23 protein-coding genes and 1 pseudogene are annotated in these 24,845 nt (G+C 75.5%); 7 read left to right on the forward strand and 17 right to left on the reverse strand.

Annotated features, from left to right (window positions below):
- Positions 1 to 106 precede the first annotated feature (106 nt).
- Positions 107 to 643, reverse strand: coding sequence for a zinc-binding dehydrogenase (locus XF36_RS33780; protein ID WP_238589155.1), 537 nt, complete (start codon positions 641 to 643; stop codon positions 107 to 109).
- An 81-nt stretch (positions 644 to 724) separates the two neighbouring features.
- Entirely contained in the window at positions 725 to 1,006 is a 282-nt protein-coding gene (locus tag XF36_RS33785) for an alcohol dehydrogenase catalytic domain-containing protein (protein ID WP_238589156.1), read from the reverse strand.
- 111 nt (positions 1,007 to 1,117) lie between these two features.
- Between XF36_RS33785 and XF36_RS06480 the strand changes: the two genes are divergently transcribed.
- Positions 1,118 to 3,625: an FUSC family protein gene (locus tag XF36_RS06480; protein WP_145981286.1), complete on the forward strand. Its 2,508-nt coding sequence runs from the start codon at positions 1,118 to 1,120 to the stop codon at positions 3,623 to 3,625.
- A gap of 255 nt (positions 3,626 to 3,880) precedes the next feature.
- On the opposite strand, the pseudogene XF36_RS33790 reads toward XF36_RS06480, so the two are convergent.
- Positions 3,881 to 4,210, reverse strand: a pseudogene (locus XF36_RS33790) (type II CAAX prenyl endopeptidase Rce1 family protein); the annotation flags it as partial.
- Between XF36_RS33790 and XF36_RS35915 the strand changes: the two are divergent.
- A complete protein-coding gene (locus XF36_RS35915) occupies positions 4,203 to 5,768 on the forward strand; it encodes an FAD-dependent oxidoreductase (RefSeq protein ID WP_060711287.1) in 1,566 nt (521 codons plus the stop codon). The pseudogene XF36_RS33790 and the gene XF36_RS35915 overlap by 8 nt on opposite strands.
- A gap of 13 nt (positions 5,769 to 5,781) precedes the next feature.
- Here XF36_RS35915 and XF36_RS06490 read toward each other — a convergent pair whose 3' ends face one another.
- Together XF36_RS06490 and XF36_RS06495 are read right to left on the reverse strand one after the other, a co-directional pair.
- Entirely contained in the window at positions 5,782 to 6,858 is a 1,077-nt protein-coding gene (locus XF36_RS06490; protein ID WP_168169468.1) for a thermonuclease family protein, read from the reverse strand.
- A 152-nt stretch (positions 6,859 to 7,010) separates the two neighbouring features.
- Positions 7,011 to 7,745 (reverse strand): MerR family transcriptional regulator, encoded by a 735-nt coding sequence (locus XF36_RS06495; protein WP_060714469.1) that lies wholly within the window; start codon positions 7,743 to 7,745, stop codon positions 7,011 to 7,013.
- 207 nt (positions 7,746 to 7,952) lie between these two features.
- Here XF36_RS06495 and XF36_RS06500 point away from each other — a divergent pair, with 207 nt between their 5' ends.
- Positions 7,953 to 9,287 (forward strand): aspartate aminotransferase family protein, encoded by a 1,335-nt coding sequence (locus XF36_RS06500; protein ID WP_238589290.1) that lies wholly within the window; start codon positions 7,953 to 7,955, stop codon positions 9,285 to 9,287.
- Here the strand turns inward: XF36_RS06500 and XF36_RS06505 are convergent.
- The 3 genes from XF36_RS06505 to XF36_RS06515 form a co-directional block, all read right to left on the reverse strand.
- The gene (locus XF36_RS06505) at positions 9,215 to 9,601 is read right to left on the reverse strand and encodes a hypothetical protein (RefSeq protein WP_145981287.1); all 387 of its coding nucleotides are present in this window, start codon (positions 9,599 to 9,601) and stop codon (positions 9,215 to 9,217) included. The two genes, XF36_RS06500 and XF36_RS06505, sit on opposite strands and share 73 nt — an antisense overlap.
- A gap of 95 nt (positions 9,602 to 9,696) precedes the next feature.
- Entirely contained in the window at positions 9,697 to 11,232 is a 1,536-nt protein-coding gene (locus XF36_RS06510) for an acetyl-CoA acetyltransferase (protein ID WP_060711290.1), read from the reverse strand.
- Positions 11,229 to 12,356 carry an NAD(P)H-dependent flavin oxidoreductase gene (locus XF36_RS06515; protein WP_226351711.1) on the reverse strand — a complete coding sequence of 376 codons (1,128 nt, stop codon included), beginning with the start codon at positions 12,354 to 12,356 and terminating at the stop codon, positions 11,229 to 11,231. The genes XF36_RS06510 and XF36_RS06515 overlap by 4 nt, the downstream gene beginning before the upstream one ends.
- A gap of 77 nt (positions 12,357 to 12,433) precedes the next feature.
- Between XF36_RS06515 and XF36_RS06520 the strand changes: the two genes are divergently transcribed.
- The gene (locus XF36_RS06520) at positions 12,434 to 13,048 is read left to right on the forward strand and encodes a TetR/AcrR family transcriptional regulator (RefSeq protein WP_064485384.1); all 615 of its coding nucleotides are present in this window, start codon (positions 12,434 to 12,436) and stop codon (positions 13,046 to 13,048) included.
- On the opposite strand, the gene XF36_RS06525 is transcribed toward XF36_RS06520, so the two are convergent.
- Positions 13,033 to 13,722: a DUF899 domain-containing protein gene (locus XF36_RS06525; RefSeq protein ID WP_060711291.1), complete on the reverse strand. Its 690-nt coding sequence runs from the start codon at positions 13,720 to 13,722 to the stop codon at positions 13,033 to 13,035. The genes XF36_RS06520 and XF36_RS06525 overlap by 16 nt on opposite strands.
- A 129-nt stretch (positions 13,723 to 13,851) precedes the next feature.
- Between XF36_RS06525 and XF36_RS06530 the strand changes: the two genes are divergently transcribed.
- Positions 13,852 to 16,026 carry a glycosyltransferase family 39 protein gene (locus XF36_RS06530; protein WP_060711292.1) on the forward strand — a complete coding sequence of 725 codons (2,175 nt, stop codon included), beginning with the start codon at positions 13,852 to 13,854 and terminating at the stop codon, positions 16,024 to 16,026.
- 163 nt (positions 16,027 to 16,189) lie between these two features.
- Here XF36_RS06530 and XF36_RS06535 read toward each other — a convergent pair whose 3' ends face one another.
- From XF36_RS06535 to XF36_RS32230, 7 genes are all read right to left on the reverse strand, one after another.
- A complete protein-coding gene (locus tag XF36_RS06535) occupies positions 16,190 to 16,639 on the reverse strand; it encodes a VOC family protein (protein WP_060711293.1) in 450 nt (149 codons plus the stop codon).
- A gap of 9 nt (positions 16,640 to 16,648) precedes the next feature.
- Positions 16,649 to 17,854 carry a CoA transferase gene (locus XF36_RS06540; RefSeq protein ID WP_060711294.1) on the reverse strand — a complete coding sequence of 402 codons (1,206 nt, stop codon included), beginning with the start codon at positions 17,852 to 17,854 and terminating at the stop codon, positions 16,649 to 16,651.
- Positions 17,855 to 17,889: 35 nt separating this feature from the next.
- Positions 17,890 to 18,099 (reverse strand): hypothetical protein, encoded by a 210-nt coding sequence (locus tag XF36_RS06545; RefSeq protein ID WP_060711295.1) that lies wholly within the window; start codon positions 18,097 to 18,099, stop codon positions 17,890 to 17,892.
- Between the two features lie 227 nt (positions 18,100 to 18,326).
- Positions 18,327 to 18,557, reverse strand: coding sequence for a hypothetical protein (locus XF36_RS06550; RefSeq protein ID WP_020622444.1), 231 nt, complete (start codon positions 18,555 to 18,557; stop codon positions 18,327 to 18,329).
- Entirely contained in the window at positions 18,554 to 19,813 is a 1,260-nt protein-coding gene (locus tag XF36_RS06555) for a S8 family serine peptidase (RefSeq protein ID WP_060714472.1), read from the reverse strand. Before XF36_RS06555 ends, XF36_RS06550 begins: the two co-directional genes overlap by 4 nt.
- Before the next feature lie 88 nt (positions 19,814 to 19,901).
- Positions 19,902 to 20,357 (reverse strand): ANTAR domain-containing protein, encoded by a 456-nt coding sequence (locus XF36_RS31360; RefSeq protein ID WP_060711296.1) that lies wholly within the window; start codon positions 20,355 to 20,357, stop codon positions 19,902 to 19,904.
- Entirely contained in the window at positions 20,351 to 20,494 is a 144-nt protein-coding gene (locus XF36_RS32230; protein WP_168169469.1) for a hypothetical protein, read from the reverse strand. The genes XF36_RS31360 and XF36_RS32230 overlap by 7 nt, the downstream gene beginning before the upstream one ends.
- A gap of 88 nt (positions 20,495 to 20,582) precedes the next feature.
- On the opposite strand from XF36_RS32230, the gene XF36_RS32235 reads away from it, so the two are divergent.
- Positions 20,583 to 20,750 (forward strand): hypothetical protein, encoded by a 168-nt coding sequence (locus XF36_RS32235; protein WP_168169470.1) that lies wholly within the window; start codon positions 20,583 to 20,585, stop codon positions 20,748 to 20,750.
- 207 nt (positions 20,751 to 20,957) lie between these two features.
- Positions 20,958 to 22,583 (forward strand): long-chain fatty acid--CoA ligase, encoded by a 1,626-nt coding sequence (locus tag XF36_RS06570; protein ID WP_060711298.1) that lies wholly within the window; start codon positions 20,958 to 20,960, stop codon positions 22,581 to 22,583.
- Here the strand turns inward: XF36_RS06570 and XF36_RS06575 are convergent.
- Complete coding sequence (locus tag XF36_RS06575; RefSeq protein WP_060711299.1) at positions 22,568 to 24,730, reverse strand: WD40 repeat domain-containing protein; 2,163 nt, start codon at positions 24,728 to 24,730, stop codon at positions 22,568 to 22,570. The genes XF36_RS06570 and XF36_RS06575 overlap by 16 nt on opposite strands.
- Positions 24,731 to 24,845 lie beyond the last annotated feature (115 nt).

Raw genomic sequence — 24,845 nt, forward strand, 5'->3', positions numbered from 1 at the left:
TCGACCATGGCGGACAGGGCTTCGACACCCGCTGTCTTACCTGGTCACGAGGCACTTTCTTCAGTTGGGGTCGGAGATCACCGGCACAGCCCGTGAAGAGTCCGGGCTAGAGCACCAGAACGACCTTTCCGGTCACGTGACCGTGCTCGACGAGGGCGAGCGCCGCACCGGCCTCGTCGAGCGGACGGGTCGTGCGCACCATCGGGTCCAGCCCGCCGTCGGCGACGAGGCGGACGAGCGCGTCGAGCACCGCGGTGCTGCGGTCCCGGGTGACGTCGCGCCCGCCCAGCTGCGCGACCAGCGGCTTGTCCGCGATCGAGTAGAGGGACCCGGGCGGGACGAGCCCGGCGACGGCGCGGAGCGCGTCGCCGCCGACGAGGTCCAGCGCGCCGTCGACCCCGTCCGGTGCGGCCGCGCGGATCCGGTCGGCGACGCCGTCGCCGTAGGCCACCGGGACCGCACCGAACCCGGCGAGCAGCTCGTGCTTGCCGGGGCTCGCCGTCCCGACCACCCGTAGTCCGCGCCGGCGGGCCAGCTGCACCAGCGGCAGCCCGACGCCGCCCCCCGCGCCGTTGACCAGCAACGTCGCTCCGTCGGGGAGCGCGAGGTTGGTCAGGGTGTCCCAGGCGGTGCCCGCGGCCACCGGCAGCGCGGCCGCCCGTTCCGGGGTGACCTCCGGCGGGCGGTGCGCGGCGAACCCCGCGGTGACCCTGGCCCGTGGCGCCTAGCCGCCCTGCATGTCCGGGCAGCCGCCGAACACCTCGTCGCCGGGGGCGAAACCGGTGACGTCGGCGCCGACCTCGAGGACGGTCCCGGCGACCTCGCGGCCGAGGACCGCGGGACCGGCGACGCCGTAGTCACCGTCGCGCATCCGCCAGTCGCCCGGGTTGACCCCGGCCGCGCGGACGGCCACCAGCAGCTCACCCGGCCCCGGCCGGGGTTCGGGGACCTCGACGAACGCCTGCTGTTCCGGGCCACCCGCCCGCACGAACCCGTACCCGCGCATCCGCGCACCTCCCTGGTCGCACACCGGCCGCTCACGCTACGACCACCGGGCGGGATGCGCGAAGATCACGATCCGGTATATCGTTAGCATATGCAACGGAGTGTGACGACCGTGCCCGAACGCCTCCTGCGGGCCCGTGACCGGTTCGTCGCCTCCGACCCGGGACTGGTGCGCCTGGTGTCCGCGCTGCGGGCGGTGCTGGCCATCGGAACCGCGCTGGGCGTCGAGTACCTGGTCGCGGCCGCGACCGGCACTCCGCCGCTGCTGCCGATGATGATCGGGGCGGTGGTGGCGATGCTGGCCTCGTTCGGGATCGCCGACGCGACCCGCGGCGGGCAGGCGGTGACGCTGTGCTGCCTCGCGGTGTCGATGCTCGGCGGGATGGGGGTGGCGCTGCTCGTCGACCGCAACCGGCTCGCGTCGCTGGCGGCGTTCGTCGTCGTGGTGTTCGTCGCGGTGTGGGTCCGCCGTTTCGGGCTGCGCTGGTTCGTCTGCGGGATGGGCGGGTTCATGGGCTACTTCTTCGCCCTGTTCCTGAACCTGCGCCCCGAGATGCTGGCCGGGGTGGCCGCGATGGTCGCGGTGGCGGTCGTCTGGGTGATGCTGCTGACCCTGGTCCTGCTCCCGATCCGCAACGACCGGGTGCTGCGCCGGATGCTGCGCTCGTTCGAGGCGCGCCTGGCCGGGATCGCGGGGACCGTGCTGCTCGTCGCCGACCTGACGCCCGGTACCGCGGAGCGGCAGCGGGCCGAGGCCCGGCTGGCGAGCCTGCTGGAGCGGGTCACCGAGGCGGCCCTGGTCATCGACGGCCAGCTCGGGGCGCCCGGCGCCGTCGCCGACGACGACGCCGCCCGTGACGTCCGCCGCGCCGTCCTGGACGCGGAGCTGGCCGTCGCCGCCTCGGCCCGGACCGGCCCGGACGTGCTCGGCCCCGGGACCGAGCGGGACACCGGCACCGCCGGCTCGCCGCGCGCGCTGCTCGCGATGCTGCAGCGGGGGCGCTGGGACGCGGTCGCGCAGCAGGCGCCGGGGGCGGCGGACCGGACGGCGGCCCCCGGCCCGCGCCGGCTCCTGCTCGACGTCGCGGTGCTCGCCGGCGCCCGCGCGGAGTGGGCCGGGGCCCTCGCCGCCACCCCCACCGGCGCGGGTGCCCCGACGGTGGAGGAGGCGGGTGCGTTCAGCCCGGCCGTGCAGCTGTTCGGCGGTGGCCTGCCCGGGTCCGCGGGGACGGTCACCCGGCTGCACCGCCCACCCGACGGGACCCGGCCCGCGTCGCGGCTGTCGCTGACCACCCGGCAGGCCGTGCAGGTCGCGGTCGCCACCGCCGTCGCGATCGGCGTCGGGGACGCGCTGTCGCACCAGCGCTACTACTGGGCGGTGCTGGCCGCGTTCATCGCGTTCACCGGCACCGCGACCGTCGCGGAGACGGTCCGCAAGGCCGTGCACCGCATCCTCGGCACCATGATCGGGCTGGTCGGGGCGATCGCACTGGTGCCGGTGCTCGGGCCGGACGTCGCCGTCGTGCTGCCGGTGATCCTGGTCAGCATCTTCGGCGCGCTCTACCTGTTCCGGCTCTCCTACGTACTGATGATCTTCTTCATCACGCTGATGCTGGGTGAGCTGTACGCGTTGCTGGGCACGTTCTCGGTCGACCTGATGGTGCTGCGGCTGGAGGAGACCGTCGTCGGCGGGGTCGTGGGCTGCGCGGTGTCGGTGCTGGTGCTGCCCACGCGCACCCGCTCCGCGGCCGACGAGGCGCACCGTGGGCTGCTCGACGCGTTGACCGGGCTGCTGGAGTCGGTCGACCGCACCCTGCGTCACCCGGGTGCCGGCGACGACCTCTGGGCCGCGGCCCGCGCCCTCGACGCGGCGGTGCACCAGACGCTGCTGCTCGGCCGCCCGCTCACCCGGACCTGGCTGGGTGCCACCGACCGTGACGTCGCGCGGTGGCTGGCGGCCTGCACCGCCGTCGCCGCGCACGCCCGGCGGCTCGCCCGCTCCGCCCGGCCCGGCACCGGGACACCGGCGGTGACCGGGGCCTGCGCGCGGCTCGCGCAGCTGACCGCGGCCGCCGTCGCGGGGCGACCGGTGCCCCCGGGCAGCTGCGACGCCGTGGTGGACCTGCTGGTCGGCGCCGCCGCGGGCAGCGGCCGGACCGCCGTGCTCGCCCGCGAGGCCGGGCTGCTCGCCGCCGAGCTGCCCGCCCTGCTCGAAGGTGCCCGGCCCGACGACCCCGCGGACGCGCCCGCGGTCGGTCGGGTCCGCGGGCCCGGCGGTGCGCCGGTCGTGGCGGCGGTCACCGTGGTCGACGCCGCGGGCCGCCAGCTCGACCGGGTCACCACCGCCGACGACGGGTCCTTCGCCGTGCACGTCGCCGCCGGGACCCACCTGCTGGTCGCCGCCCCGATGGTGGCCGGGACCGCGCCGTACGGCGGGCACGTGGCGCTCGGACCGGGTGCGGTGCTGGCCGACGTGGTGCTGGACGACGGCGCCGCACCCGGCGCCGTGCCCGGCGCGGCGCGGCGCGGGGCCACCCGTGCGGCCGCGGCGCCGGCCGATACCACACCGGTGCGCGGACCGGCACGCAGCGTCGGGCGGGCGTGCGTCCGGCACGCCTGACCCGGCCCGCTGAGGTCGCGTCCGGTCAGGCGTGGTCGTCCGGACCCCCTCGGCCGTGGGGCGGTGTCGGCGGGACAGCAGGACCGCGGCCGTCGTGGCGACCGTGGGCACGGCGAGGAGCAGCGGCACAGGGGCACCCGTACCGCCGAGCAGGTCGGTGTGGAGCACCAGCGCGAAGGCGGAGCCGACGGTGATGTTCAGGGTGTGCAGGACCACGGCCGTTTCGAGTCCGCCCGTGCGGCAGGTAATCAGCGCTGCCCCGACGCCGAGGGTGAGGTAGTGGATGTTGAGCCACGGGTTGCCCTGGACGTGGATCGCGGCGAACAGCACCGCCGACACCACCACGCCGAGGACCAGCGAGGTGCGCGGGTCCCGGCTCCAGCTGCTCGCGACACGCAGGACGAGCCCCCGGAACCCGAACTCCTCACCCGCCGCCAGCCACGTGATGACGGATCCGGCCCCGAACAGCCCGACGACCACGAGAGTGATGGCCGCGATCCCCCGCCCGACCTGTCGACGGTCGCCGACCAGGGCCCGGTGGTAGGGAACGTCCCCCGGGTGTCCGGGGCAGGCCGCCGTGGCCACCGTCCGGATGCTGCGCCGTCGCGGTTTCGACGGTCCGCTGACGGTGCTGTCCGACGAACCGCACCTGCCCTACCAGCGGCCGCCGCTGTCGAAGGAGTTCCTCCGCGTGGACGCCGGCTCCGCCGACCTCGTGCTGCTCGACGAGACCTGGGCCGCGGCCCACGACGTCGAGCTGCGGACCGGGGCCGCCGTCACCGCCGTCGCACCGGGCCGGGTGGAGCTGGGGGACGGGTCGCACGTGAACGCCGACGCGGTGCTGCTCGCGACCGGGGTGCGTGCCCGCACGTTGCCCGGGGTGTCCGGCGACCGAGTCGTGCACCTGCGGACCGTCGGCGACGCCGTCCGGCTTCGTGACGCCCTGCCCGGGCTGCGGCGGCTCGTCGTCGTCGGCGGCGGGCTGATCGGCGCCGAGGTCGCGTCGTCGGCCCGCGAGCTCGGGATCGAGGTCGTGGTGCTGGAGGCCGGGCCGCTGCCGATGCTCGGCGCGCTCGGCCCGGACATGGCCGCGTTCTGCGCGGGTCTGTACCGCGCGCACGGCGTCGACCTGCGGTGCGGTCGGGAGATCTCGGCCGTCGCCCCGACGGGCGCGGGCGTCGTGGTCGACACCTCGTCCGGACCGGTGGAGGCCGACCTCGTCGTCGTCGCGGTGGGGTCGGTGCCCCGCGACGAGCTCGCCCGCGCGGCGGGGATCGCCGTCGACCCGGTCCGCGGGGGAGTGGTCGTCGACGAGCTCTGCCGGACCTCGGCCCCCGGCGTGTTCGCGGCCGGGGACCTCGCCTGCCGGCCCGCCGGTGAGGGGTTCGTCCGGATGGAGCACGTGGACAACGCGACGACCCAGGGCGGGACCGTCGCCCGGGCGCTGCTCGGGAAGACGGTGCCGCCGCCGGAGGCGCCGTGGTTCTGGTCGGACCAGTTCGGCCTGAACCTGCAGTTCGTCGGACACGCCCCGGCCGGCGCGGACGTCGTGGTCCGGGGGCAGCGTCGCCGCCCGCGACTTCACCGCCTTCTACCTGACCGACGACCGCGTGCACGCCGCGTTCTGCGTCGAGCGCGGCGGGGACGTCCCGGCCGTCCGGGCCCTGCTCGCACTCGGCGCCCCGGTGCCCCGCGTGCAGCTCGCCGACGACGACCACGACCTGTTCGACCTGCTCGACACCATCACCGCCTGAGGAGACACGCCGTGGACTTCCACAAGATCGCCCGCTCCGGCCAGGTCCCCGAGGGGGTCGTCCGCCGCTTCTTCGCCGGGGAGGTCGAGGTCGCCGTCTCCCGCTCCGAGGGCGAGGTGCACGCCACCTCGAACTACTGCAGCCACCTCGACTGCCTGCTGTCCAGCGGGAAGGTCACCGACGAGGGCCTGCTCTGCTCGTGCCACGGCAGTGTCTTCGACTACACCTCCGGCGAGCCGCTGTGCCCGCCGGCCACCCGGCCCATCACCGTCTTCCCGGTGCGGGAGGAGGAGGGCCACATCTGGGTCGGCGTCGACGACGAGCTCGCCGAGGCGGCCATGCGCCGGCGTGCGGTCGGGGTCCGCCGGCTGGGCGACGCGGCGGGCTGATCCGCTGAGCCGATCAGCCCTGCGACTCGCAGCCGATGCCGTCGGAGTCCGCGTCCAGGCGGTGCCGGTCGGTCCCCACGACCCGGAACGGTCCGCCGGACAGGTCACCGCAGTCGAGGTCGGTCGCCGAGACCGGCACGCAGGGGGTGTAGTTCGGGTCGCAGCCCCCGCCCGCCGGAGCGGCAGCCGGGGCGACCGGCGCCGGGGCGGCCGCGGCGGCGGCGCGGGCCGTCTGCTCGGCGGCCTCGGCGCGGGCCGCCTCCTCCCGGGCGACGCGGTCGCGCTCGGCCTGCTCGGCGGCCAGGCGCTGTGCCTCCCGCGCGTCCGAGGCCTGCTGGGCGAAGCGGGCCTGCAGCGTTCGGGCGTCGCTCCGGGCGGTGTCGAGGATCCCGGTCAGGCGGGCCCGGTCGAGTTCGGACAGCACCGCCCAGGCCACACCCGCCCGGTGTGCCCGGACGTCGGCGTCCAGCCCCGCCAGCACGGTCAGCGCGTCGTCGGTCTCCCGGCCCGCGGCGTCGAGCTGCGCCGGGTCCGGCGACGACGCCCGCTGCGCCAGCCCCGCGACGGTGCCGCGGGCCCGCTCCACCTGTGCGGGGACGGTGCAGGACACCGTCGTCGAGTACAGCCCGCGACCCGCGGCGCGGGCCTCCTCCTGGGCCTCGGTGACCTCGTCGAGGTGGCGGTCGTTGCCACCGACCACGATCGCGGTGCCGAGTCCCTCCCGGGCGAGCTCGGCGTTGACCAGCCGCCCCGCGGTGTCGTGCACCCCGGCCAGGGTGCGGCCCCGCCCGTCGACGCGCTCGTCGTCGTAGGACAGGCCGACGGTGCTGCCGACCGGGATGAGCGCGGCGAGCCGGGCGGCCGCCTCCGGGCCGAGGCACTGGACGGCGGAGTCGGGGTCGATGGTCTCGGGGGTGTCGATGTTGAGCAGCCGGACCGTGGTGCTGCGGCCGTCCAGGGTCGCCTCGAACGTGTCTCCGTCGACGATGCGGGTCACGACCGCCTCGTCCGACGAGCCGCTCACCACGAGCCCGATCCCGCCGACGGCCGCGGCGACCGCGACCACGGCGACAATCATCTTCCCGACCACGCCGACCCCCTGCTCCCCGGACGCGCGAGGGCGTCCGTACCCGATCCGTTGCTGCACACGGCGCATCGTGGAAGGGATGGCGGGGCGTTATCGGACACCGGGGCCGATCCCCACAAGTGATGACCGGCGGTCGGTGAGGCGGCCGGAGGAGCTCAGCCCGCCCTGCGCTCCGCGGCGAGCGCCTTCCCGGCACGGATGAGCACGTCGAGCTGGGCGGCGTTGTAGAGCTCCTGCAGCGCCCGGTCCAGGGTCTGCTCGGCCCGCTGCTCACCGATCGGGGCGTCGGTGTTCGGTGCGACCAGGCCGGGATGGGTCTCGTAGAGCGTGCGCATGTACGGCACCATCAGGTCGGCGAGCTCCTGACGGGTGGCCTCGTCGGCGTCGGCCGGGAGCGAGTCGAACCGGTCCTGCGTCGGGTCGGGGCCGGTCCGGGCCAGCATGTCCGCGACGGCCTGCAGCCGCTCCGACCCCAGCACCCGCGGCAGGACCTGGGTGAGCGACCGGTCGGCGTCGGACATCGGCTGGTCGGCGGCAGCGGCGAACTCGGTGGGCAGGTCGGTCGGCGCGGCACCGTCCAGGATCAGCGCCAGCTCGGCGCGGGCCTGTTGCAGCCGCTCGATGGTGGCGGCCAGCTCGGCGTCGAGCGCGCGGGCGGCCTCCTCCGGGTGGGCGTCGGCGTCGTTCATCTCGGAGATCTGGGCCAGCGAGAACCCGAGGTCGACGAGCCGCTTGATCCGCAGCAGCCGCACCAGGTGCGCGACCCCGTACTGCTTGTAGCCGTTCGTGCGCCGTTCGGGCTCGGCCAGCAGTCCGATCTCGTGGTAGTGCCGCACCGCCCGCAGGCTGGTCCCCGCCAGCTCGGCGATCTCACGGGTGCTCCAGGTCACGACGTCCCCCTCGTCCGGTTCCTGCTCCTGTCCCCAGCCTGCCGTATCCGCCGCCGCGGCGTCCCGTGCGGGCACGTCGTCGGGGCTGCCCGGACGGTCCCCGGGATGCCAGACTGCGCCCGGGGGACGTCGGGACGGCACCGCTGCCCGGCGTGCCGCCCCGGCCGACGACACCGTCGCCCGGACCGTGCGGGCACGCGAGAGGACCTGGCTGTGACCGAACACCTCATCCGCTACTCCGGCCACGGCGGCTTCACCCCCGGGGTGATCGACCGCGCCCACGGCAGCACCGTCACCTTCGAGGACGGCCGGGAGCTGCTCGACTTCACCTCCGGGCAGATGAGCGCGATCCTCGGGCACGCGCACCCGGAGATCGTCGCGACCGTCCGCGACCAGGTCGGGCGGCTCGACCACCTCTACAGCGGGATGTTGATTAGGCCGGTGCTGGAGCTGTGCGAGCGGCTGTGCGCCTCGGTCGGCGGTGGCCTGGACCGGGCGATGCTGCTGACCACCGGCGCGGAGTCCAACGAGGCCGCGATCCGGATGGCCAAGCTCGTCACCGGCCGGCACGAGATCGTGTCCTTCGCCCGCTCCTGGCACGGCATGACCCAGGCCGCGGCGAACGCGACCTATGTCGCAGGCCGCGCGGGCTACGGCCCCGCCGCCCCCGGCAACTTCGCGCTGCCGGTGCCCGACCGCTATCGCCCCGACCTCGTCGACGACGCCGGGGAGCTCGACTGGCGCCGCCAGCTCGACCTCGGGTTCGCCCTGATCGACGCCCAGTCCGTCGGCAGCCTCGCCGCCTGCATCGTCGAGCCGGTGCTGTCCTCCGGCGGGGTCGTCGACCTGCCACCCGGCTACCTGGGGGCGCTGCGCGACAAGTGCCACGAGCGCGGGATGCTGCTGATCCTCGACGAGGCCCAGACCGGTCTGTGCCGCACCGGGGACTGGTACGCCCACCAGCGCGACGGCGTGGTCCCGGACATCCTCACGCTGTCCAAGACGCTCGGGGCGGGCCTGCCGCTCGCCGCCGTCCTCACCACGGCCGCGATCGAGCAGGTCGCGCACGAGCGCGGCTTCCTGTTCTTCACCACCCACGTCAACGACCCGCTCCCGGCGGCTGTCGGGCTCACCGTGCTCGACGTGCTCACCCGCGACCGGCTCGACCTGCGTGCCCGTGAGCTGGGCACGCTGCTGCAGGACGGTCTGCGCGACCTGGCCCGCACGACCGGGATGATCGGCGATGTCCGCGGCCGCGGCCTGCTGGTCGGGCTGGAGCTGGCGGGCTCCGACACCGACGCGCTCGGGGCGGCCGTCACCGCGCGGTGCGCCGAGCTGGGGCTGCACATGAACATCGTGCAGCTGCCCGGCATGGGCGGGACGTTCCGGATCGCGCCGCCGCTGACCGCGACCGAGGCCGAGATCCGCCGCGGCGTGGACATCCTCGGCACGGCCCTGGGGGAGGTGGCTCAGCCCTCGACGGCGGCCGCGAGCCGGTCCAGTGTCGCGGCGAGCCCGTCGACGTCGACGACGGGCAGGTAGGGCAGCAGCCGCTCGAGGGTGACCTCGGACCAGTCGTGGACGTGGGTGACCCGGGTGCCGTCGCCCTCGGGTGCGAGGTGGTGGGCCCAGCGCTGCCCGCCCCGGTCGCCGCCGTGGGTGGCGGGCGCCCACTCGATCTCGCGGTCCTCGACGAAGGCGACGACGTGTTTGTCGACCAGGTAGTCGCCCATGTCGCGGCCGTGCATCTCCATCACGAACACGTCCCCGGCGCCGGTCAGCCTGCCCCCGGTGCGCGACCGGAGCACCGTGCCCGAGGCATCGATCTCCGGGTGTCGGGCGGGAGTGGCGAGCATGTCGAACACCGTAGGCGGCGGCGCGGCGGCGCGGCGGCGCGGCGACGTGACGGCTGGCGCTCAGCGACTTCTCGGTCATGGGGCCCGGTTACCCGTCAGCGCGGCGTGACGATCATCAGCTTCCCGTCGGGCCGGACCCGTACCGCCGCCCCGGCCGGGTCGCCGGCGAGCAGTTCCAGCAGCTCGTCGTCGCGGCCGCACCCGACGAACCGCGCGCCACCGTCGTCGAGCCGGCCGACGACGACCGCGTCCCGGCTGCCGTCGCGGCGGTGGCGCACCGTCCAGGTCTCGACGGTCGCCGCCCCGTCGGCCGCGGTCGTAGTCGGGACGGTGGCGACGGCGTCGAGCCGGGCCTGGATCGCGGCGCTGTCGTCGTCGCGCCAGGGGGTGGGGCGGGTGGAGTAGACCCCGGCGGAGTACTTCGACAGGAACCCGCCGTTCGCGCCCACCAGACCGTAGGTGCCCGGGTCGGCCCGCAGGCGTCGCACGACCTCGGCGATCGCGTGCATCGCGTAGTCGTTCCCCGGCCCGCCGAAGAACGGCAGCCCACCGGTGACGGTGAGCCCGCGCGGGTCGTCGGCGGCCAGACCGAGCGGGTCGGCGACGCTGGACACCGCGATCGGGAAGCAGGAGTACAGGTCGATCGCGGACAGGTCGTCCACACCGGTCCCGGCCAGCTCCAGGGCGTGCCGGACGGCGGCCTCGGCGGCCGGGTAGGCGCCCAGGTCGGGGCGGTCGAGCACGGCCTTCTCGGTGAGGTCGGCGTGGCCGTGCAGGAACACCCACCGCTCCGGGGCGATCCCCAGGTCCCGGGCGGTGCCGACCGAGGTGAGAACGACCGCGGCACCCTGGTTGACCTGGTCGCGCGAGACCAGGAACCGCGGGTACGGGTCGGTGATCATCCGGTTCCGGTCGTCGACGGTGACGAGCTCCTCGGCGGTGCGGACGCGCGGTGCGGCGGCGTGCGGGTGCCCGGCGGCGACCCGGGTGAACGGCGCGAACTGCGCGCCCATCCCGCGGGCGTAGGCGTCCCGGCCGAGCCCGAGCCGGGCCCGGCGGGCGTTCTCGCACAGCGCGTAGTACCCGGCCGGGGTGCGCACGCCGTGCTCCCCGGCGACCGGGCTGCGCAGCTCGGAGCCGTACCCGCGGTCCTCCAGCGTGCCGCCGACTTGCTCGCCGTGGTCGGGCCGCTCGTCGGTGGGGCGCGACATCATGCGCCGCACCGTCGACATCGCCTCCGCCCCGACCAGCAGCGCCGCGCCGGCCTCGCCGCGAGCGATCGCGCCGGCGAACTCGGTGACCAGCCGTTGAGGGGACTGCCCGCCGACGACGTCGAGCACCGCCCGCTCCGGGTCGGCTCCGACCCGGCGGGCGACCGCGCGCGGGTAGTTGTCCGCCCGGCCCAGCGGCGCGACGGCGCCCGGGAGCGACATCTCGAACTGCCGCACCCCGGCGACGACGGTCAGCGCCGCCGCGACCGCCGACGGGGCCGCGCCGGTGTCGGCGAGCGCCGCGGCGGCCGCGGCGGCCCCGAGCCCGACCGGCGACAGGGCGGCGTAGCCGGGCTCGCCGATCCGCTCGGAGGCCTCCCCGACCCCGACGACGACGGGTGTGCGCGGGTCGAGGCTCATCGGACCAGCCCCGCGAGCGCGGCGATGCGCTGCTCGCACCCGCGCGCCATCTCCCGGGTGATCTCGCCCGCGCCGCGCAGCTCGGTGAACGCACCGACGACCTGCCCGACGAAGAACGACTGCAGCTCCTGCGCTCCCGCGTTCCCGGCGTCGGCGGCTGCGTCGATGCTCGACCAGGCCTGCAGGGTCAGCAGCGGCTGCAGCGGCATCGGCAGCGGCGCCGGCGCGCCGGGTGCCTCCCAGGCGTCGTGGTAGGCGCTGCGCAGCTGCCGGGCGGGCTTGCCGGTACGGGCGGGGGAACGGACGGTGTCGCCGCTGCCTGCGGCGAGGAACTTGCGCTTCACCGACTCCGGCGCCACGTCCTCCACACTGGACAGCCACACCGAGCCGCACCAGACCCCGGCCGCGCCGAGCGCGAGCGCGGCGGCCATCTGGTCACCCGAGGCGATGCCGCCGGCGGCCAGCACCGGACGGTCCCCGGCGATGCCGACGATCTCCGGGGTGAGCACGGTCGTCGCGATCGTGCCGGTGTGCCCACCGGCCTCGGTGCCCTGCGCGACGAGCACGTCGACCCCGGCCGCCAGCTGCCGTTCGGCGTGCCGCCGGGTCCCGACCAGGGCGGCGACGGCCATCCCGGCGTCGTGCGCGCGCTCCACGAGGTGCGGTGGCGCGGTGCCGAGCGCGTTCGCGACGAGCGCGGGCCGGTGCGCGAACACGGCGTCGAGCTGGGCCTCGGCACCGCGCCGGCTCATCCCTGCCGCGATCGCGTCCCGCCCGGGGTCGGCCGGCAGCCGCGGGATGCCGTAGCGGTCCAGCAGGTCGTCGACGAACGCGAGATGTTCGGCCGGGAGCTGTGCGCGCAGTGCGGCGACCAGGTCCTCCCGGTCGGCGCCGGGGTCGGCGGTCTTCTCCGGGACGAGCAGGTCGACGCCGTAGGGCCGCCCGTCGAGCTGCTCCTCGATCCAGTGCAGCTGCGCGTCGAGTTCGTCGGCGGTGTACGACACGGCCGCGAGCACCCCGAACCCGCCGGCCCGGCTCACCTCGGTCACCACCGCCGGGGACCGGTTGAACCCGACGATCGGGTGTTCGACGCCCAGCAGATCGGTCAGCGCTGTCCTGATCACACCGCCGAGCCTATTACGGACGACCCTCGTCCAGAAGTGGGTCGGTGCTCACAACGACGTCTGGCAGGATCGCCGCCGTGCCCCCGTCGCCGCGCCGCAGCGGACGTCCGCGCGACCCGGACGTCGACCGTCGCGCGCTCGCCGCCGCCCGCGAGGTCTACGGCGAACGCGGCTGGTCCGGGCTGTCGCTGGAGGAGGTGGCCCGCCGGTCGTCGATCGGGAAGGGGTCGCTGTACCTGCGCTGGCCGACCCGGGCCGCCCTGCTGGTGGCGGCGGTGCGCGACCGGGCCCGGTTCGTCGCCGACATCGACACCGGCTCCCTGCGCGAGGACCTGGTGACCTTCGCCGAGCAGTGGACGGCGTTCGCCACCAGCGACGACGGTCGCCTGGTCGAGCGGCTGCTCGTCGACTCCCACCGGGTCCCGGAGATCGCGGCCGCGCTCGCCGACGACGCCTACCCCGAGCACGTCCGCGGCGCCCGGACGATGGTGCGCCGCGGCATCGACCGCAGCGAGCTCCCGGCCGGCACCTCGGTGGCGCTGGTCGCGGACCTGGTCGCGGGGGCGGTGCGCAACCACGTCGCGACCACCCCCGCGCACCTCGCCGCCCGCGACGACGCCCGCGGCCACGCGGCCGCGGTCGTGGACACCGTCCTGGCCGGGGTACGGGCGCGGGCTCAGCCCTCGCCGTAGGCGGCGGCGATCTCCTGCGGCCCGGCCCACCGGCTGTAGGTGGGGCCCTGCGGCCAGCCCGCGGGGGAGTCCTGCCAGACCTCCTGGCGGCCGTAGGGCAGCAGGTCGACCAGCGGGAACAGGTAGGACAGCTGCTCGGTGCCGCGGCCGTCGGTGTGCCAGGTGCGGAAGACTCGGTCGCCGTCGCGCAGGAACACGTTGACCGCGAAGCCTCCCCCGGGAGGGGCGCCGACGTCGGTGCCGAAGCTGCTGTCGGCCGTCGAGTACCAGGTCATGGTGTTGCCGACGCGACGCCGGTAGGCCAGCGCCTCGTCGATCGGTCCCTGGGCGACGACCACGAAGCGGGCGTCGAACTTCTCCAGGCCCGCGAGCCGGGTGAACTGCGAGGTGAACCCGGTGCACCCGCCGCACTGCCACTCGGCGCCGTCGTGCCACATGTGGCTGTAGACGATCAGCTGCGGGTGGCCGTCGAAGATCTCGGCGAGGCGGACGGGGCCGTCCTCGCCACGCAGGACGTAGTCGGGCATCTCGACCATCGGCAGCCGGCGACGGGCGGCGGCGATGGCGTCGAGCTCGCGGGTGGCGGCCTTCTCCCGGGCGCGGAGCGCGGCGAGCTCGCGCCCCCAGGTGGCGGCGTCGACGACGGGGGGCAGGGCGGTGGTCGTGTCGGTCATGTGAGGGGTGACCGCCGTCGCGTCCGGAACTCATCGCTCACAGACCGCGCACAGGGATCGGACAGCATCGCGACAGTGCCGGCGTCGACGGTGGGGTCGTCACCGCCACGAGCCCTGAGGAGATCGTCCGTGAGCACCGCGACCCCGGTCCGGCCGGGACGGCACCGCGCCGGCACGCCGTCCGTCCCGCCGCAGCCCGCCGCACCGCAGCCCGCCGCGCCGCCCGTCCCGCCCGCCGACCCACCGGGACGGGTGGCCCGTCTGCTGCGCGGCCCGGCCGGTGATCCGCGCTGGGCACGGCCGGGGCTGCTCGTGCTGCTCGCCGGTACGGCGCTGCTGTACCTGTGGGACCTGTCGTCGTCGGGGTGGGCGAACGACTTCTACGCCGCCGCGGTCCAGGCCGGGACACAGTCGTGGACGGCGTGGCTGTTCGGGTCGCTGGACTCCGGGAACGCGATCACCGTCGACAAGCCGCCCGCGGCGTTGTGGGTGATGGTGGCCTCGGCGCGGGTCTTCGGGTTCTCGTCGTGGAGCCTGCTGGTGCCACAGGCACTGATGGGGGTCGGCGCGGTCGCGCTGCTGCACGCCACCGTGCGGCGGTGGGCGGGGCCCGGCGCGGGCCTGCTCGCCGGTGCGGCGCTCGCCCTGACCCCGGCGGCGGTGCTGATGTTCCGGTTCGACAACCCGGACGCGCTGCTGACCCTGCTGCTGGTCGTCGCGGCCTGGGCCACCTCGCGCGCCGTCGACGCCGCCTCGGTGCGGGCGTCCACCTGGTGGCTGGTCGCGGCCGGGTCGGCGGTCGGGTTCGCCTTCCTCACGAAGATGGGGCAGGCGCTGCTGGTCGTCCCGGCGCTCGGGCTCGTGTACCTGGTCGCGGGCTCGCCGCGGCTGCGGACCCGGATCCTGCAGCTGGGTGCCGCGGTGGCGGGGATGGTCGTGTCCGCGGGGTGGTTCATCGCGCTGGTGGAGCTGTGGCCCGCGGCCGACCGGCCCTACATCGGCGGGTCGACGACGAACTCGCTGCTCGAGCTTGCGCTGGGCTACAACGGCCTCGGCCGGCTGCTCGGCGGCACCGGCAACGGTGGCGGCGGGGGAGGCGGTGGTGGCAACACCGGCTTCGGTGGCTCGGCCGGTCCGCTGCGGCTGTTCACCGGTGAGCTCGCCTACGAGATCTCCTGGCTGCTGCCGGCCGCGCTGATCCTGCTCGTCGCCGGGCTGTGGATCACCCGGCGGGCGCCGCGGACCGACCGGACCCGCGCGGCGCTGCTGCTGTGGGGTGGCTGGACGCTGGTCACGGCGGCGGTGTTCTCGATGATGAGCGGCACGATGCACCCGTACTACACGGTGGCGCTGGCCCCGGGGCTCGCCGGAGTGGTGGCCGTCGGCGGGACGGCGCTGTGGCGGGAGCGGGGTGCCCGGTGGGCGCGGATCGTCGCCGCGGCGACGGTGCTCGCCACCGGTGGCTGGGCGGTCGCGCTGCTGGTGGCCAGTGCGGAGTCGTTCTCCTGGCTGTGCTGGCCGGTCGGTGCCGCCACCGTCGTCGCGACGCTGCTGACGCTCGCGTCCGGTGGGCGACGCGCGATGGTGCGGGCCGCGGTGGTCGCGGTGCTGGTGGCGGGGATGATGGGCACGGGGGTGTACGCGGTGGCGACGGCGGCGACCGGGCATACCGGAAGCATCCCCTCGGTCGGGACGGTGTCGAGCTCGTTCGGGACGACCTCCGGCTCCTCCGGCGGCCCCGGTGCGGGCCCGGGTGGGGCCGGAGGCCCGGGCGCAGGCGCTCCGGATGCCTCCGCGGCCCCGGATGCCACCGGCTCCGGCACCGGCGGCACCGCCGGCGCGTCGGGCCCGGCCGACGGCACGGGTGAGGCCGACGGCACGGGTGAGGCCGACGGCGCCGAGGCGTCCGCGTCGCCGACCGGGAGCGGCGGCCCGGGGGGCGACGGCGCGACCTCGGAGGAGCTGACCGCGTTGCTCGCCGCGACCCGGTCCTCGTCGGGGACGACCTGGGCGGCCGCGGTCGCCAGCTCCCAGACCGCCGCCTCACTGGAGCTGGCCAGCGGGACCGCGGTCATGTCGACCGGCGGGTGGAGCGGCAGCGACTCCGCCGTGACCCTTGCGGAGTTCCAGTCCTCCGTCGCACAGGGGCAGATCGCCTACTACGTGTCGGGCGGCCAGGGCGGCGGCCCTGGCGGACAGAGCGACTCCACGAGCAGCCAGATCGCGAGCTGGGTCGCCGAGCACTACACGGCGACGACCGTCGGTGGCCAGACCGTCTACGACCTGTCCGACCCGACCTCCTGACTCACGTCTGCGCCGCCTCGCGCACCCCGTCGGACCCGGTGGGGTGCGCGAGGCGTGTCGGTGCTCCCGCGCGCCACGGCACGGCACCGCACCCGCGCGAGCCCGGTCCGGTGCCGACGCGGTCGCCGCGCCGGGTCGTCGGCATCGATGTCAGGGGAGTGCCTCAGCCCCACTTCTCCCGGACCGAGGTGAAGACCTTCTGCCCGTAGGAGAACTCCACGACGTTGCCGTCCGGATCGGTCAGCGCGCAGATGTACCCCACCGGCCCCGGCATCTGCCGCGGCTCCCAGTGCAGGCACCCCGCGTCCCGGGCGCGGTCGGCGGCGGCGTCGACGTCGTCGCGGGTCGGCACCTCGATCCCCAGATGGGCGAAGGGGCGCAGCAGCCCCAGCTCGCCACCCTGCTCGGCGTCGAACGACACCAGGACCAGCACCATCGGCGTCTCCACCTGACCGGCGTTGGACAGCCAGGCGCTCCGCCCGGCGTCGTCGGAGAAGCGTTCGACGACGGTGAGGGGTGTCATCGTCGTGTAGAAGTCGATGGCGGCGTCGAGGTCGCCGGTGGGCAGCGCGACGTGGGTCCACCGCGCCTCGGTCAGCTGTGCGTCGGTCACGGGGATTCTCTACCCGACGACGCCGCGTTCGTGCAGCCCACCGATGGTGCGCTCGTCGAGGCCGAGGACGTCGGCGAGTACCTCGTCGGTCTCCCGGCCCAGCTCGGGGGCGGCGCCGGGGTCGCCGTGGTCGGTGTCCCACCGGATCGGCGAGCGCGCGGTGATGCCGGTGGCGCCACCGGGCAGTGCCAGGTCGGCGAGAAGCGGGTGCCCTCCGGCGCGGTGCTCGGCCACGACGTGGGTCATCCCCTGGTAGCGGCCCCACAGCACCCGCGCGGTGTTCAGCTCGGACTCGACGGTCGCCGAGTCGCGCGCGGCGAACCACGGCCGCAGCACCGCCGCGATCGTCTCGCGCAGCCGGTAGCGCTCGGTCTCCGAGCTCAGGTCGGCGTCGAGGGCGGGCTCCAGTGCGGCGAACACGTCGCCGGTCCCGGTGACCGACACCAGCGCGTTCCACTGCGCCGGGGTCAGCGCGACGACCATCACCCGGTTCCCGTCGGAGCAGGCGAAGTCGACGCCGAAGCTGCCGTAGACGTGGTTACCGTGCCGCGGCCGCTCGTGCCCGCGCTCGTCGGCCTCGGAGAGCCACCCCAGGTTCGCGACGCCGGCCAGCGCCACGTCGGACAGTGCGATCTCGGAGTACACCCCGGCGCCGGTGCGGGAGCGCTGGTACACCCCGGCGAGCACGGCCGTCGCGACCGACATGCCGGTGACCAGGTCCCACGCGGGCAGCACGTGGTTGACCGGGGCCGCGCCCTCCTCGCTGCCGGTGATCTGCGGGATCCCGACCTCGGCGTTGACGGTGTAGTCGACGGCGGGGCGGCCGTCCGGGTAGCCCTGCACGCGCACGTGCACCAGGTCCGGGCGACGTGCGACGAGCGCGTCGTTGGCCATCCAGCGGCGGCCCACGACGTTGTCGACGAGGACACCGCGGTCCGGGCCCGGCGCCGTCGCCAGGCCCAGGACGAGCTCGCGGCCCTCGTCGGAGCGCAGGTCGATGCTGATCGACCGCTTGCCCTTGTTCAGCGATGCCCAGTAGTAGGAGTCGCCGGTGCCGTGCCCGGCGGCGGGCCAGCGACCGTGGTCGGGGCCGCCCCCGAGCGGATCGATGCGGATGACCGAGGCCCCGAGCTGCGCGAGCGTCATGCCGCCGGTGGGACCGGCGACGAAACTCGCGCACTCGACGACGTGCAGACCGGAGAGCGGGCGCGACATGGCGACCATCCTGCCCGGCGGTGCGGCCGGACGGATCAGAGGTGTTCGATCAACCGCTGACGGGCCAGGCGCTCGACCATCTCGGGGAGCGCTGCGGCGGAGACGACGTCGAGGTCGCGGTGGGAGCCGCGTACGACGTGGTCGACGAGGTCCTGGGGGAATCGGCCGGCGAACTCGGCGGTGAGCCGGTCGACGGCGCCCCGGACGGTGGGGTCGGTGACGGGTGGGTGGACGGAGGCCTGCACAGGAGTGGTCGTTTCGGTCGAGGTGGTGTCCGGTACGCGGCGGAGTGCCGCACCGCGCGGGATCGCGCGGTGCCGGTACGGGGTCGTGGCACCGGCCGTGGCCGGGGCGCCGGGTCGGCGCCTCCCGGGGACGGTCCGGGCGGTTCGTCGGCCGCCGCAGCCGGAGTGTTACCGGGCGCGGTCGACGTGCACCACCATATCGGACATCCTCCTCGCGCGTCGACCGATTACGCCGGCCCCTGCTGATCGCGGTCGAGGTGGACCTCACGGTCCGGCTCCACCGCGGCGACCCCGGTGACCGCGCGCAGGGCGTCCGGGTCGGCGCAGGTGCCGACGACCACGCCGACCCCCGTGAGCACCTTCTCCACCTGCAGCCCGACGGCCGCACAGGCCCGCGCGACGTCGTCGGCGACGTGCCCGTCGGCCACCGACACCAGCAGCCTCCCGGTCGTGGTCATCGGCCCGGGGCCCGGACGAGGCCCGCGCCGACGTCGCCCGAGGGCAGCGGCAGCCGCTGGGCGGCCTGGGTGAGCTGGGTCCACAGGTCCCGCCCGCGGGCGCCGGTGCGCTGCGACCACAGCGCCGCGATCCCGGAGACGTGCGGGGTGGCCATCGAGGTGCCCGAGATCGTGTTGGTGCGCTGGGGCATCGGCCACGACGAGTAGACGTCCACGCCGGGCCCGGCGATGTCGACCTGCCCGCCCTCGATCGCGGAGCTGGCCGCGGAGAAGTCGGCGATGGCCAGCGCGGCGTCCACCGCGCCGACCGCCATGATCGACGGGCTGTTCGCCGGGACACCGACGAAACCGACGTTGCCGGTCGAGCGCTCGGCGTTGTTGCCGGCCGCGGCGACGATCAGGGTGCCCGCGTCGAGGGCGCGACGTCCGGCGTTCTCGTAGGCGGGGGAGACCTCGTTCAGGTCCGCGCCCAGCGACATCGACACGATGTGCGCGCCGGAGGAGATCGCCCACTCGATGCCCTCGAGGATGCCGGCGTCGGTGCCGGAGCCGTCGTCGCCGAGCACCTTCCCGACCAGGATCCTCGCCTCGTGGGCGATGCCGTAGCGGCGTCCCGAGCCCGGCGCGAGCGGCCCGCAGGAGGTGCCGGTGCAGTGCGTGCCGTGTCCCTGCACGTCGGCGACCTCCTGGCCGTCGACGAACGAGCGCGACTCGATCTGCCGGCCGGCGAAGTCGGGGTGGCCGAGGTCGAGGCCGGTGTCGAGGACGGCGACGGTGATCCCGGCGCCGTCCTCGACGGCGACGTCCGCGCCGGTGGCCTGCAGACCCCACGTGACCTGGTCGTTGTCGGCGAACCGGGTCGCGCCGGGCGCGTCCGCGGCCTCCGTCGCGGCGGCGCGCTCGGCCAGGAAGCCCGCCGCGTCGGCGAACCCGCGCAGGTAGTCGGCGCTGGGCCCGGACAGCGCGCGCAGCACGCGTTCGGGCTCCACCGAGAGCACCCGGCTGTCGGCCCGCACCGTGCGCAGCCGCGCCGGGTCCAGCTCGGCGACGGCGACGCCGAGCCGGGCGAACAGGGTCGGGTGGGCCACCGGGGCGTCGTCGCGGCTGCTGGTCACCTCGGACAGCCCGGTCAGCTCCGCCACCGCCGAGCGGGTCGTGTCGTGGTCGGTCAGCAGGTCGTCGCTGAGCACCAGCAGGTACCGGCCGGTCAGCGTGCCTGCGGCTCGGCCCGGAACGGCCGCGTGCGGGTCCACCATGTCGCCTCCGTCGATCGACGTCTCGGCCACCCATCGTGCCGCAGCGACCGCGCTCCGGCACGGTCTGCGGCGGCCCCGGCGCGTCTGGTCAGGATCTCGGCTCGACGGTGTCCGCCAGCAGCGCCTCGGCGACCACGTGCAGCTTCCGGGTCGTCTCGTGCGAGAGCCGGCGCAGCAGCGTGAACGCGTCGTCGGCGGAGCAGCTGCGCCGGGCCATGAGCGCCCCCTTGGCCTGCTCGATGCTGACGTGCCGGGCGAAACGGGCCCGCAGGTGCGTGTTGTCGGTGTCCAGCGCGCGGGCGAGCGCCGCGGCGGCGAGGTCGCGGCCGTCGGGGCCGGGGCCGAGCAGGCCGGTCACGTCCTCGACGTGGTGCAGCACCCCGACCACTCGTCCGTCCGGGGCCGCCAGCGGGGAGTCCACCGTGACCCACAGCCGTTCGACGAAACCGTGCGTGCCGGTCGCCGCGGGCACGTCGTGGCGCCGGACCGGCAGGTGGTCGCGCTGCCCGAGGCGCAGCACCCGCGACAACGACGCCGTCAGCATCGCGACGCCGTCAGCATCGCGACGCCGTCGGCGCCGGGCCGTCGCGGGTCGTCCGGCAGCGCCACCGCGAGCGGCCGGCCGGCCAGCTCGTCGGGCGCGCGCAGGGTCGCGGCGCAGAAGGCGCTGTTCGCCCCCAACGATCGTGAGCTCGCGGTCGAGGATCGCGTAGGGGGAGCGCGCGTGGCACGGAACGCGGGATCGTCGCAGCAGGCGCGCAGGATCAGCGTGTCCGAGGACCCGGAGAACATCTCGACCTCCGCCGCGCCGGAACGCGACGGTTCGGCGGATGCCGCAGCGAGCGGCACCGGAGGCCATGCCCGGCGCGACCGGCAGATGGTGTCTGCGCGGGAACGGTTCCCGGGGGAGACCCGGGATGCCGGGCCGGTTGCTTGACCCTGCGTGCGTGCGCCCGGAACCTGACGGTTCGTGGACGTCGGCGAGAACGTGAGGACAGTGCGTCACGTGTGCTGACAGCGAGTGTCCGATTACGCCGGACGCCGCGTTCACTGCGTCCGGATGCTGTGACCGGATAGTCCATTCCATATACGAGATTACGGTAGGCTCGCGCCGACCCCACCCGACCGCTTTCTAGGAGCAACGATGCTCGGTCTGATGCAGGACCGTCCGCTGACGCTGGCGCACGTGTTCCACCGTGCCGAGCAGTACTTCGGGCACAAGGAGATCGTGACCGCCACCCCGGCGGGGACGGTCCGCACCACCACGGTCGCCGAGTGGGCCGTACGAACCCGCCGGCTGGCCACCGTGCTCGACACCCTCGGCGTCTCTGCCGACGGCCGGGTCGGGACGTTCTGCTGGAACACCGACCGGCACCTGGAGCTGTACGTGGCGGTGCCGTGCACCGGCCGGGTCCTGCACACGCTCAACCTGCGGCTGTTCCCCGACCAGCTCGTCTACGTGGCCGACCACGCCGAGGACGAGGTCGTGTTCGTCGAGCGCTCCCTGCTCGGCCTGTTCTGGCCGCACGTGGACCGGATGACCACGGTGCGCCACGTCGTCGTCATCGACGACGGTGCACCGACCGAGATCCCCGACGACCCGCGGATCCGGCTCTACGAGGAGCTCCTGGCCGCGGCCGAGCCCTTCGCGGGCCGGTTCGTCGTCGACGACGAGAACACCGCCGCCGCGATGTGCTACACCTCGGGCACCACCGGCAACCCCAAGGGCGTCGTCTACTCGCACCGCTCGACGCTGCTGCACTCGCTCGCGACGCTGTTCGCCGACGGCGTCGGGCTCCGCGAGCGCGACGTGGTCCTGCCGGTCGTCCCGATGTTCCACGCCAACGCATGGGGCCTGCCCTACGGCTGCCTGCTGGCCGGGACCTCGCTCGTGCTGCCCGGCCCCGGGATGACCCCGGACGCGCTGCTGTCACTGATCCAGGACCACCGGGTCAGCGTCGCTGCGGGTGTCCCGACGATCTGGATGGGCCTGCTGCCCAAGCTCGGCGACTACGACTGCTCGTCGCTGCGGGTCCTGCTCTGCGGCGGCTCGGCGGTGCCGAAGTCCCTGTCCGAGGGCTTCCGTGCCGCAATCGGATTGCCGGTCCTGCAGGGCTGGGGGATGACCGAGACCTCGCCGGTGGCGACCCTGGGTGTGCTGCGCTCCCAGCACGACGACCTCTCCGACGACGAGAAGGCCACCGTGCGCGCCCTCCAGGGGCCCCCGGTCCCGCTCGTCGACCTGCGGATCGCCGACCCCGAGACCGGCGCCGAGCAGCCCTGGGACGGCACCAGCACCGGCGAGGTGCAGGTGGCGGGCCCGTGGATCGCCTCGGAGTACTACCGCGGCGAGGGCGGCGGCACGCAGTTCACCTCCGACGGCTGGCTGCGCACCGGTGACGTCGCCGTCGTCGACGGCCTGGGCTACGTCAAGCTCGTCGACCGCACCAAGGACCTGGTCAAGTCCGGTGGCGAGTGGATCAGCTCGGTGGAGCTGGAGAACGAGATCATGTCGCACCCGAAGGTCGCCGAGGCCGCGGTCATCGCGATCCCGCACGAGCGCTGGGTGGAGCGCCCGATGGCGTGCGTCGTGGTGAAGGACGGCGAGACCCTCACCGCCGACGAGCTCATCGCGTTCCTCACCGACCGGGTGGCCAAGTGGTGGCTCCCCGACGCCGTCGAGTTCATCGACGAGGTGCCCAAGACGAGCGTCGGGAAGTTCTCGAAGAAGACACTCCGTGAGAAGTTCGAGGGCTACTCGCTGACCTGACCGGCCGTCTCGCGGTCCGTGGTCCCGGTGCGCGGCGCCGGGACCACGGCCGAGCCGCCCTGCTCGGGGATGACTCCGTCCGGGACGGCCGCGGTGGCCCCGGAGAGCAGGTCGAGGCAGTGCACCTCGCCGCACCCGTCGCCGACGACCACCGTGCCGCCCCCGACCGCGACCGCGGTCAGCGGTGCGTCGAGCGGAACCCGGCCGAGCGCGGTCGCCGAGGTCAGGTCCCACAGCACCGCGGAGCCGTCCGAGCCCGCGGTCACCGCGCGGCACCGGCCCGCACCGGCGGCCGCGGTCAGGTGCGCCGCGTCGGCACGCACCGTGGTCACCGTGGCCGACCCGGCCCGCCAGACGTGCACCCGGCCGTCGGCGTCGCAGACCACGCCGTGGCAGCCGTCGTCGTCGACGGCCACGGCCGTGACCAGCCCGGCCGGCAGCGCCACGACGGACACCTTCGCGGAGGCCGGCCGCCAGCAGACCAGCAGACCGTCCGCGGCGAGCAGCACGGTCGCCCCGCCGGGGGTCGGCGCGGCCACCCGCGGTGCCGACGGCAGCCGGGTGGTGCGGAAGGCACGCCCGGTGCGCGCGTCGCGCACGGCGACCGTGCCGTCCGGCTCACCGGTCACCACCAGCGCGCCCCGCCCGGCCAGCACACGGCCGGGCAGCGACACCGCACCGGCCCGCACCCCGGTCGTCGCGTAGCGCTCCTCGACGGTCGAGGCCCCGGTGACGGCGAACAGCCGGGTGCCGGAGGGGTCGAACCACAGCGGACCCGCGCCGGCCGGGACGCTCCAGCGACGCGTGCCGGTGGTCGGGTCGTGGGCGAGCACCCCGTCGGAGCGGCGGCCGGCCGAGACGACCAGGCTCCCGGTCGCGGCGACCGCACCGACCGCGGGGGAGACCCCGGCGGGTCCGCCGGTGCCTGGGCGGGCCCGTGCGGGGTCCCAGACCAGGACGCGGCCGTGGTCGTCCCCGGACGCGACGACGGTGCCCGCCGGGTCGGCGACGACCGCACGGACCGCGGCACCGTGTCCGGCGAGCTCGGTGACCGGGCCGGAGCCGGCGGTCGGGACGAGCTGCACGGTCCCGTCCACCCGTCCGACGACGACCCGGCCCTCGCCGGCGCGCGCGGCCGCGGTGACCGCGACCTCGTCGCCGGGGACGTCGAGCCGCACCGCGTCCTGCGGCACCCCGTCGACCAGCGCGAACACGTGCAGGGCGCCGTCGGCGGTGGCCGCGAGCAGCTGTCCCGCCGTCGGCACGACCACGGCGGCCACGGCGGGCCCGCCCTCCAACAGCCCCAGCGGGGCCCCGCTGGCCGGGTCCCAGGACCGGAGAGTGCCGTCCACCCCGCCGGACACGACGGTGCCCTGGCCGGTCGCGGTCAGCGCGGTGACCGGGCCGTCGTGGCCGTGGGCGACCGAGACGGCCGCGCCGCTGGTCACGTCCCACACCCGCACCGCACCGTCGGCGCCGCCCGCGAGCACCCGGGTCGGGGAGGCCCCGGTCACCGCGAGCGCGGTCACCGGGCCGGGCGACCCGGCAAGGGCCGTGACCTCGGCGCCGCGGGCCGGGCCGTCGGTGGCCAGCACCCGCACACCGGGGGCGTCCCCGGCGAGGGCGAGCAGACCGCCGTCGGGGGACAGGGCGACCGTCCGGGCGCGGGCCGCGGAGGTCTGCGGCCGCGGACCGTCGGGCCCGGCGAGCGGGTCCGGGACCGCGTGTCCGGTCGCGGTGTCCCAGGCGCCGCTCTCGCCGGAGGCGTCGAGCGACAGCAGCAGGCCGTCCGGCCCGGCGAGCAGCGCGACGACCGCGTCGCCGTGGCCCTCCAGGACCCGGCTCAGCGCCGCCGACGGCGGCCGGGTGCGCCAGCGGGTGGTCAGCGCGGGGACCCCCTGGGCGGCGAGCCGGGCCCGGGCCGCCCCGGCCAGTGCGGCCTCCCCGGCCAGGACGGCCCCGGCGAGCAGGTGCTGGGCGACCGGTGCGGTACCGGAGCGGCGCAGGTGGTGCGCCTCGAGGTCCAGGACGCGGCGCAGCGCCTCGGGTGTCACCCCGTCCGGCGCGACGCCCGGGTGCTCCCCGTACGGCGGTTCGCCGGCGGCGATGCGCCGATCCAGCCCGTCCCAGAACGTCTCGACGGCCATGCGTGTGAGCCCTCCCCGGGGTCACGTTCGGTTACCTGTCGTGGCCCCGCGCTCCATCGTTAACGCGGGAGGGGGTGTCGCCACCGAACCGGCGGTGACCGGCGGCGAGCCCTCG

The organism is Pseudonocardia sp. HH130629-09 (genome assembly GCF_001294645.1).
GTDB lineage: Bacteria > Actinomycetota > Actinomycetes > Mycobacteriales > Pseudonocardiaceae > Pseudonocardia.